The 9,987-nt window shown below is 63.6% G+C and carries 7 protein-coding genes and 3 pseudogenes; all 10 read left to right on the top strand.

Features of this window, described 5'->3' with window-relative positions:
* Window positions 1-184: 184 nt before the first annotated feature.
* The 10 genes and pseudogenes from BVER_RS11205 (at window position 185) to crcB (ending at window position 9,767) form a co-directional block, all read left to right on the top strand.
* Window positions 185-1,149: pseudogene (locus BVER_RS11205) on the top strand (MurR/RpiR family transcriptional regulator).
* Entirely contained in the window at window positions 1,146-2,102 is a 957-nt protein-coding gene (locus BVER_RS11210; protein ID WP_050453366.1) for an isoaspartyl peptidase/L-asparaginase family protein, read from the top strand. Before BVER_RS11205 ends, BVER_RS11210 begins: the two are co-directional and overlap by 4 nt.
* Complete coding sequence (locus BVER_RS11215) at window positions 2,099-4,003, top strand: dipeptide ABC transporter ATP-binding protein (RefSeq protein WP_050453367.1); 1,905 nt, start codon at window positions 2,099-2,101, stop codon at window positions 4,001-4,003. Before BVER_RS11210 ends, BVER_RS11215 begins: the two co-directional genes overlap by 4 nt.
* Window positions 4,004-4,047: 44 nt before the next feature.
* Window positions 4,048-5,595, top strand: a complete 1,548-nt coding sequence (gsiB, locus tag BVER_RS11220; protein ID WP_083452145.1) for a glutathione ABC transporter substrate-binding protein GsiB — start codon at window positions 4,048-4,050, stop codon at window positions 5,593-5,595.
* Between the two features lie 50 nt (window positions 5,596-5,645).
* Complete coding sequence (gene gsiC / locus BVER_RS11225) at window positions 5,646-6,566, top strand: glutathione ABC transporter permease GsiC (protein WP_050453372.1); 921 nt, start codon at window positions 5,646-5,648, stop codon at window positions 6,564-6,566.
* Window positions 6,567-6,577: 11 nt separating this feature from the next.
* Window positions 6,578-7,468: a glutathione ABC transporter permease GsiD gene (gsiD, locus tag BVER_RS11230; RefSeq protein ID WP_050453369.1), complete on the top strand. Its 891-nt coding sequence runs from the start codon at window positions 6,578-6,580 to the stop codon at window positions 7,466-7,468.
* Window positions 7,465-7,683, top strand: a complete 219-nt coding sequence (locus tag BVER_RS36230) for a P1 family peptidase (RefSeq protein ID WP_370444228.1) — start codon at window positions 7,465-7,467, stop codon at window positions 7,681-7,683. Before gsiD ends, BVER_RS36230 begins: the two co-directional genes overlap by 4 nt.
* Window positions 7,670-8,468 (top strand): annotated as a pseudogene (locus BVER_RS11235) (P1 family peptidase). The gene BVER_RS36230 and the pseudogene BVER_RS11235 overlap by 14 nt, the downstream one beginning before the upstream one ends.
* Window positions 8,465-9,285 (top strand): annotated as a pseudogene (locus tag BVER_RS11240) (M55 family metallopeptidase). Before BVER_RS11235 ends, BVER_RS11240 begins: the two co-directional pseudogenes overlap by 4 nt.
* Before the next feature lie 104 nt (window positions 9,286-9,389).
* Window positions 9,390-9,767 carry a fluoride efflux transporter CrcB gene (gene crcB, locus BVER_RS11245; protein WP_050453370.1) on the top strand — a complete coding sequence of 126 codons (378 nt, stop codon included), beginning with the start codon at window positions 9,390-9,392 and terminating at the stop codon, window positions 9,765-9,767.
* Window positions 9,768-9,987 lie beyond the last annotated feature (220 nt).

Genomic DNA, 9,987 nt, shown 5'->3' on the forward strand with positions numbered 1-9,987 from the left:
TGGCCGGGAACGTCGCGCACCGTATTGTGCATGAACGCGCACAGTCGAAGTGCGGAACCGCTTCACATCGCGTCCGGGCGGCGTAAGCGAAAACCCCGAGCCGCGCCGATGAAAATTAATTTTTTTTGGCGAGCGTTTTGGGTAAATATAGTTTCATCGCCCATGTGTCAAACGCTGCGTTTCCATGTCCCGATCCAGACCGGCCGTTCGCGAAGCAGACAATCAGCCGATTTCCGTCCATATCGCGGCGGCCATGTCGAGCCTGACGCCGATTCATCAGCGCATGGGCGCGTTCGTGCTCGCCAACCTGTTTCGCGCGGCGACCATGCGGATCGACGAACTCGCGGATGCGGTCGGCGCATCGGTCGCGACCGCCAACCGGTTCGCGCGCACGCTCGGATTCTCTGGCTATCCGGCTTTCCGCGAGGCGCTGGTGCGCGGCTTCGAGGCGACCATCGCGCCGGTCGAACGGCTGCGCACGGCGCTCGAATCGCCGGCGAGCGGGGCGCAAGTGTTCGAGGCATCGATCGCGCAGGCGGCGGCGAACTTGCAGCTTGCGCAGACCGCCATCGACGGCGCGAAGGCCGAAGCGCTGGTCGACGCGATTTTGTCGGCGCGGCGCGTGTTTATCGTCGGTTACGGCGCGAGCGCGTTTCTCGCGGGCTTGCTGGAGCACGGGCTCACGCCGTTTTGCGCCGATGTGCAATCGCTTGCGCTGACGGGCGGGCCATCGCATGCGGCGCGGCGGCTGTTTACGGCATCGGGCGGCGACGTGTTGATCGCGATCGCGTTTCCGCGCTATGTCGACGACACCATCGCGCTGGCGCGGCAGGCGCGCAAACACGGCGTGCGCGTGCTCGCGCTGACCGATCACGCAGGCTCGCCGCTTGCGCAGGTCGCCGATCTGTCGCTGACGGTGCGCGCGGAACGCCGTCTCGCCGCCAATTGCGACACCGTCGTGCTCGCGGTGATCGAAGCCTTGTGCGATGCGGTCGCGCATCGCGCGAAGCGATCGGTCCGGTCGAGGCCGCGTCGGGACTCACCGAATTCGTGTTGCCGTGGCTGGCCGCGCCCGAGTTGTCGAAGGCCGCGCCCGTCACGGCAACACGTCGAAAAAGATCCACTCATACGGAGCCGCGTCGATCATGAACGTCATGCCGGTCATCGCCATCCACGGTGGCGCGGGGACCCTTCTCCGCCAAGCGATGAACACCGAAACTGAAGCGCGCTATCACGCCGCGCTCGACGAAATTCTGCGCGCGGGCCAAAAGGTGCTCGCGGACGGCGGCAGCGCGCTCGATGCCGTCACCGAAGCCGTGCGCTTGCTCGAAAACTGTCCGCTCTTCAACGCGGGGCACGGCGCGGTGTTCACGGCGGCGGGCACGCATGAACTCGATGCATCGATCATGGACGGCGCGACGCTCGAAGCAGGCGCGATCTGCTGCGTCACGCGCGTGAAGAATCCCGTGCTGGCCGCGCGCCGCGTGCTCGAGGTGAGCGAGCACGTCATGTTCACCGCCGATGGCGCGGAAGCCTTCGCACGCGCGCAAGGACTCGAATTCGTCGAGCCGTCGTACTTTCATACGGACGCGCGCTACGAGCAATGGCAGAAGGCGCGCGGCACCTCGAGCACGATGCTCGATCACGACGCGATGACGAAATTTTCCTTCAGCAACGACCCGATCGATCCGGATAAGAAGTTCGGCGCGGTCGCGCTCGATGCGCACGGCCATCTGGCGGCGGCGACATCGACGGGCGGCATGACCAACAAGCAGCCGGGCCGCGTCGGCGATGCACCGATGATCGGCGCGGGCTGCTACGCGAACGACGTGACCTGCGCGGTCTCGACGACCGGCACCGGCGAAATGTTCATGCGCATGCTCGCGGCCTACGATGTCTCCGCGCAGATGGAATATCTAGGCGTATCGCTCGACAAAGCCGCGCGCGATGTCGTAATGAACAAGCTGCCGCGCATCGCAGGACGCGGTGGCCTGATCGCCGTCGACGCGAAAGGCAACGTCGTGCTGCCGTTCAATACCGAAGGCATGTATCGCGGCCATGCACGCATGGGCGAAGCGCCCGTCACGGCGATCTATCGATGACGACATCTCTCATGAGCCTGCCCGAATTGCGCGTGATCGACGTGCGCAATCTGTTGGTGACGTTTCGCACGCGTTCGCGCGTGGTCGAAGCCGTGCGCGACATGTCGTTCGCGGTCGAACGCGGCGAGACGCTGGCGATCGTCGGCGAATCGGGATCGGGCAAGTCGGTGACGTCGCTCGCGCTGATGCGGCTGGTCGAGCACGGCGGTGGCGCGATCGCATCGGGCAGCATCGCGTTCAGACGACGCGGCGGGCAGGTGCTCGACCTCGCGCAAGCCTCGACCGCGACGATGCGCGGCGTGCGCGGCGCGGATATCGTGATGATCTTTCAAGAGCCGATGACCTCGCTCAATCCGGTGTTCACGGTGGGCGACCAGATTGCCGAAGCCATCGCGCTGCATCAGCATAAAAGCCGTTCGGAAGCGCGCCGCGAAGCGCTGCGTCTGCTCGATCTCGTGCGCATTCCCGAATCGAAGCGCGTGTTCGTGCGCTATCCGCATCAGCTGTCGGGCGGCATGCGTCAGCGCGTGATGATCGCGATGGCTCTGTCGTGCAAGCCCGCGCTCTTGATCGCCGACGAGCCGACGACCGCGCTCGACGTGACGATTCAGGCGCAAATCCTGCAACTGATCCGCGGCTTGCAGGACGAGATGAACATGGGCGTGATCTTCATCACGCACGACATGGGCGTGGTCGCGGAAGTGGCGGATCGCGTGCTGGTGATGTATCGCGGCGACAAGGTCGAGGAAGCGCCATCTGATACGCTGTTCAGTATGCCGAAGCATCCGTACACGAAAGCGCTGCTCGCCGCCGTGCCGACGCTCGGCGCGATGCGCGGCACCGATCGTCCCGCCAAATTTCCGATTCTCGAAGTCGAGCCGGCGGAAATCGCTCCCGACGATGCCACCGCGTTGCGGCCATCGGAAGCGGTCGAACGCGAGCGTCAGCCCGATGTCGATCACGCCAGCGAACCGATTCTGCGCGTGCGCGATCTGGTGACGCGTTTTCCCGTCAAGAGCGGACTGTTCGGCCGAACCACGGCATCAGTGCATGCGGTCGAGCGCGTTAGCTTCGAGTTGCGCAAAGGCGAAACGCTCGCGCTGGTCGGCGAATCGGGTTGCGGCAAATCGACGACGGGCCGTTCGCTGCTGCGGCTGGTGGAGAGCCAGAGCGGTTCCATCGAATTCGACGGACGCGATATCAGCAAGCTGCAAGGCCCGGCATTGCAGGCGCTCAGACGCAATATCCAGTTTATTTTTCAGGACCCGTTCGCCTCGCTCAATCCGCGTCTGACGGTCGGTTTCTCGGTGATGGAGCCGCTGCTCGTGCACGGCGTCGCGAGCGGCAAGGAAGCGCAGGCGCGCGTCGACTGGCTGCTCGACAAGGTCGGTCTGCCGCCCGAAGCGGCGCAGCGCTATCCGCACGAATTTTCCGGCGGTCAGCGTCAGCGCATCGCGATTGCGCGGGCGCTCGCGCTGAATCCGAAAGTCGTGATCGCCGATGAATCCGTGTCCGCGCTCGATGTGTCCGTGCGCGCGCAGATCGTCAATCTGATGCTCGATTTGCAGCGCGAACTCGGCGTCGCGTATCTGTTCATCTCGCATGACATGGCGGTTGTCGAGCGCGTGAGTCATCGCGTCGCGGTGATGTATCTCGGGCAGATCGTCGAGATCGGGCCGCGCGCGTCGGTGTTCGAAGCGCCGCGTCATCCGTACACGCGCAAACTGATGAGCGCGGTGCCCGTCGCCGATCCGGCGCGCCGTCACGCCAAACGCATGCTCGCCGCCGACGAAATTCCCAGCCCGATCCGCAAGCTGGGCGACGAGCCAGTGGTCGCGAAACTCGTCGCGGTAGGACCGGATCATTACGTCGCCGAGCATCACGTCGGCGGCGCGTATTGATAACATCAAGATCGATCACAACGTCAAAGCCAAGGAGTCCAACGATGCCGTCTTATCCAATGCGCTCGATGCTGGCCGCAAGCGCGTTCGCCGCACTGACCGCACTCACGCCCGCCGCCGCGTATGCAGAGACGACCGCCGTGATGGCCGTCGCCTCGACCTTCACGACGATGGACCCGTACGACGCCAACGACACGCTCTCGCAAGCGGTCGCGAAGTCCTTCTATCAAGGGCTGTTCGGCTTCGACAAGGACATGAAGATTCAGCCGGTGCTGGCGACGAGCTACGAAGCGAGCCCCGACGCCAAGGTCTACACGATCCACTTGCGCAAGGACGTGAAGTTCCACGACGGCACCGACTTCAACGCGGAAGCCGTGAAGGCCGTGTTCGATCGCGTCACCAATCCCGACAACAAGCTCAAGCGCTATAACCTCTTCAACAAGATCGAGAAGACCGAAGTGGTCGATCCTTACACGGTGAAGATCACGCTGAAGATTCCGTTCTCGGCGTTCATCAACGTGCTCGCGCATCCGTCGGCGGTGATGATCTCGCCGACAGCGCTCAAGAAGTACGGAAAGGACATCGCGTTTCATCCGGTCGGCACGGGCCCGTTCGAATTCGTCGAATGGAAGCAGACCGACGATCTGAAGGTGAAGAAGTTCGCGGGCTACTGGAAGAAGGGTTATCCGAAGATCGACATGATCGACTGGAAGCCCGTGGTCGACAACAACACGCGCGCCGCGCTGATGCAGACCGGCGAAGCGGATTTCGCGTTTCAGGTGCCGTTCGAACAGGCCGCGACGCTCAAGGCGAGCCCGAAGGTCGATCTGATCGCGGCGCCGTCGATCATCCAGCGCTACATCAGCATGAACATGATGCAGAAGCCCTTCGACAATCCGAAGGTGCGCGAGGCGATGAACTACGCCATCAACAAGGAAGCGCTGGTGAAGGTCGCGTTCGCCGGTTATGCGACGCCGGCCGAAGGCGTGGTGCCGCCGGGCGTCGATTACGCGACCAAGCTTGGGCCGTGGAAATACGATCCGGCGAAGGCGCGCGAACTGCTGAAGGAAGCGGGCTATCCGAACGGCTTCGAAACGACCTTGTGGTCCGGCTATAACTACACGACCGCGCAGAAGATCATCCAGTTCGTGCAGCAGCAGTTGTCGCAAGTGGGCGTGAAGGCGTCGGTCGAAGCGCTCGAGGCCGGGCAGCGCGTGCAGCGCGTGGAAAGCGCGCAGGATCCGAAAACCGCGCCGGTGCGGATGTTCTATATCGGCTGGTCGTCGTCGACGGGCGAGGCCGACTGGGCCATCTCGCCGCTGCTCGGCAGCGCATCGTTTCCGCCGAAGCTCTTCAACACCGCGTACTACAAGAACGGCAACGTCGACGACGATCTGCAAAAAGCGCTCGCGATGACCGATCGCAACGAGAAATCGAAGCTCTACGCCGATGCGCAAAAACGCATCTGGGACGACGCGCCGTGGATTTTCCTCGTCACCGAAATGGTCGTGTATGCGCGCAGCAAGCGCTTGTCGGGCGCGTACGTGATGCCTGACGGCTCGTTCAATTTCGACGATATCGCGATCAAGTAAGTTCGCTGCACATGGCCGGGCGCGCGCGTCCGGCCGATGAAGGAATCACGATGCTCAACTTTCTCGCCAGGCGTCTGCTCGGGCTGCTGCCGACGCTGTTCATCGTTGCGGTGCTGGTGTTTTTTTTCGTGCATCTGCTGCCGGGCGATCCCGCGCGTCTCGCGGCCGGTCCGGAAGCGGATCAGGCGACCGTCGCGCTGGTGCGCGCCGATCTGGGGCTCGACAAGCCGCTGCCGCAGCAACTGGTGAACTTCTTCGCCAAGGTCGTGCATTTCGATTTCGGCACGTCGACGCGCAGCAAGCGGCCCGTGTCGACGGAGATCGTCGAGCGCTTCATGCCGACGCTGTGGCTGACGCTGGCGAGCATGGTGTGGGCGGTGATCTTCGGCATGGCGATCGGCATCGTGTCGGCGGTGTGGCGCAATCGCTGGCCGGATCGGCTTGGCATGACGATCGCGGTCTCCGGCATTTCGTTTCCGGCCTTCGCGCTCGGCATGCTGCTGATGGAAATTTTCTCGGTGAAGCTCGGCTGGCTGCCCATCGTCGAGGACGGTACATGGAAAGGCTACGTGCTGCCGTCGATCACGCTCGGCGCGGCCGTCGCGGCGGTGATGGCGCGCTTCACGCGGGCATCGTTCGTGGAAGTGCTGGGCGAGGACTTCGTGCGCACCGCGCGCGCCAAGGGCGTGCACGAGCCGATGGTCATCGTCAAGCACTGCCTGCGCAACGCGATGATTCCCGTCGTCACGATGATGGGCCTGCAGTTCGGCTTTCTGCTCGGCGGCTCGATCGTGGTGGAGACGGTGTTCAACTGGCCGGGCCTCGGACGCCTGCTCGTCGATGCCGTCGAGATGCGCGACTATCCCGTGATTCAGGCCGAAGTGCTGCTGTTTTCGCTGGAGTTCATCGTGATCAATCTGATCGTCGACGTGCTGTATGCGGTCATCAATCCGACCATTCGATTCAAATAAGCGAGGACCGCGTGAGCACTACGACCGCAACGCCCGTCAAGACCGCGCAGGAGATTCGCACGCCGTGGAGCGAGTTCTGGCGCAAGTTCAGGCAGCAACATGTCGCGATGATCGCGGCGATGTTCGTGCTGCTGCTGATCGTCATCGCGATCATCGCGCCGTACATCGCGCCGTACGATCCGGAGAATTTCTTCGACTACGATGCGCTCAACGCCGGTCCGTCCGCCGCGCATTGGTTCGGCGTGGATTCGCTGGACCGCGACATTTTGAGCCGCATCCTCGTGGGCAGCCGCATATCGCTGACGGCGGGGTTGTTGTCGGTCGTCATCGGCGCGGTGATCGGCACGTTTTTCGGGCTGCTGGCGGGCTATTACGAAGGATGGTGGGATCGCATCGTCATGCGCATATCCGACGTTTTATTCGCGTTTCCGGGCATTCTGCTCGCCATCGGCGTGGTTGCGATTCTCGGCAACGGCATGGTCAACGTCGTGTGCGCGGTGGCGATCTTCAGCATTCCCGCTTTCGCGCGGCTGGTGCGCGGCAATACGCTCGCGCTCAAGCATCTGACTTATATCGAGGCGGCGCGCAGTATCGGCGCGTCGGACTGGACCATCATCGTGCGGCATATCCTGCCGGGGACGATTTCATCGGTCGTCGTGTACTTCACGATGCGGATCGGCACCTCGATCATCACAGCCGCGAGCCTGTCGTTCCTGGGTTTGGGCGCGCAGCCGCCGACGCCCGAATGGGGCGCGATGCTCAACGAAGCGCGCGCCGATATGGCGATGGCCCCGCACGTCGCGATCTTCCCGAGCCTGGCGATCTTCTTCACCGTGCTCGCGTTCAACCTGCTCGGCGACGGCCTGCGCGATGCGCTCGATCCGAAGCTCGACCGGCCATGAAACACATCGGTTTATTGAAAGCTGGACCGCGCGGCACGATCGCGGACGTGAAAGGCGTGACGGTCAGGCATTGCACGCTCGATGACGGCGACGTGCAGACCGGCGTTACCGTGATCCGTCCGCACGCGCACGACGTCTATCGCGCGAAAGTGCCGGCTGCCCGCGTGCGTGATCAACGGCTTCGGCAAGAGCATCGGACTCGTGCAGATCGATGAACTCGGCACGCTCGAAATGCCGATCGCGCTGACCAACACCTTCGGCGTCGGCACGGTCGCGACGGCGCAGATTCGCGCGGCCGTCGCGGCGAATCCGCAAATCGGACGCGATTGGCCGAGCGTCAATCCGCTGGTCTTCGAATGCAACGACGGCTATCTCAACGACATGCAGGCGTTTGCCGTCGAGCCCGCGCATTACGAGGCGGCGCTTGCGTCGTGTAGCGAAGGCTTCGCGCGCGGCGCGGTCGGCGCGGGACGCGGCATGTCTTGCTTCGAGCTGAAGGGCGGTATCGGTTCGGCATCGCGCGTGGCGGAAATCGACGACACGGCTTATACCGTCGGCACGCTCGTGCTGGCGAACTTCGGGCGCTTGCCGCAACTCACGATCGCGGGCGAGATGATCGGACGCGCGTTGCAGAACGCGCCGGCTGAGGACGCGAAACCGGAGCGAGGCTCGATCATCATGATCGTCGCGACCGATGCGCCGCTCGACGCGCGTCAACTTCGCCGTGTCGCGATGCGCGCGGCGGCCGGGTTCGTCGTATGGTCACGGCAGCGGCGATATCGCGCTGGCGTTTTCGACCGCGTACACTGTGCCGCACGATGCCGCGTTCGTCGCGATCCCGCCGCTCGTCGCCGATGCGCGGCTCGATCCGCTGTTTCACACCGCCGCCGATAGCGTCGAGCAGGCCATCGTCGATGCGCTGTTCAGCGCGGAAACGGTGACGGGGCGCAACGGGCATCGGCGGATCGCGCTCATCGAGGCTTTAGGAAAACGATCATGAAAGTGCTGATTTCGACCGATATCGAAGGCGTGGCGGGTGTGTTTCATCCCGAGCAGACGCGTCCCGGCAACGGCGAATACGAACAGGCGCGCCGCTGGATGACGCTCGAAGCCAACGCCGCCGCGCAAGGCGCATTCGACGGCGGCGCGACGCAAGTCTGGATCAACGATTCCCACGCCGGCTTTCGCAACCTGTTGCCCGATCTGCTCGATCCGCGCGCGTATCGTGCTCGGCAAACCGCGCATGCTCGGCATGATGGCCGGACTCGAAGCCGCGCCGGATGCCGTGTTCATGATCGGCTACCACGCGCGGGCGCAAAGCCGTGGCATTCTGGTGCACACGATCAACAGCGCGGCCTTCGCGCGCGTGATCCTCGATGGCGAGGAAACCGGCGAAGCGGGCCTGTACGGCGCGCTCGCGCAGGAACGCGGCGCGCGCGTGGCGCTCTTGACCGGCGACGACGTATTCGGCGCGGAAACGCTGCCCGCGTTTCCGGACGCGCGCTTTCTGTGCGTCAAAACGGCTTACGGTTATTCGAGCGGCGTGACGGAATCGCCCGCGGCGGCTTGCGAGGCGATTCGTCGCGCGGCCGTGCGAGAGTATCGAAGGTGCGTCGTCGAGCGGGAAACGGCGTGTGCCCGCGATTGCGCGTCGCTGCGAATTGCGCGTGCAGACCACGGCGTTTGCCGATCTTTTCTGTCAATGGCCGAGCCTGGAGCGAATCGATTCGGTGACCATAGCATTCGATGCGCCTGACATAGAACATGTCGTCCGCACGCTCAATTGCCTGTCGGCAATGTCTTTTATGTTGCGATGATTGCGTCAGCCGCGCGAAGTATCGTTAAAATAGAGCGCTTCGCGAGCTAGACTGGTTCATTTCTCTCGACTCGCGATGGCTTAATTCCTGGATACGGTTGCGCTATGTATTTGTCGATCATCGCCGTGGGCATCGGCGGCGGGCTGGGCTCGCTGCTCCGATGGGTGCTGGGCCTGCGCCTGAATGCGCTGTTCCCGAATCTGCCGCTCGGCACCTTTGCGGCTAATGTCATCGCCGGCTACATCATCGGCGTCGCGGTCGCGTTCTTCGCGCGTTTTCCCGATATTGCCGTGGAATGGCGGCTGTTCGTCATCACCGGACTGATGGGCGGACTGTCGACGTTTTCCACCTTCTCGGCGGAAGTCGTCGCGCATCTTCGGCAGAATCGGCTCGGCTGGGCGCTCGGCGAAATCGCCATTCATGTGGGCGCGTCGCTCGTCATGACCGCGCTCGGCATCGCGACCGTCGCGTGGCTGGCCTGAGTTTTTCGGCTGCCTGAACGCCATTCATCCTATTACCCGATTTCCGCGTTGCCCTTCGGGGTGACGCTCTCCCGCCGCGCGAGGCGCGGTTTGTTTTGTGCGCCGAGCATGCGCAACAGCTTGGGGGTGCAAGTTCCCTGTCCAGCCTGATGGGGCGAAGGCCTAGTGAAACGCAAGGGCGTCGTTGTGAGGCGGGGTCTGAAGGAAGCGTGTAGCAAAG

The sequence above is a fragment of the Candidatus Burkholderia verschuerenii genome (assembly GCF_001189365.1).
GTDB classification, from domain to species: Bacteria; Pseudomonadota; Gammaproteobacteria; order Burkholderiales; family Burkholderiaceae; genus Caballeronia; species Caballeronia verschuerenii.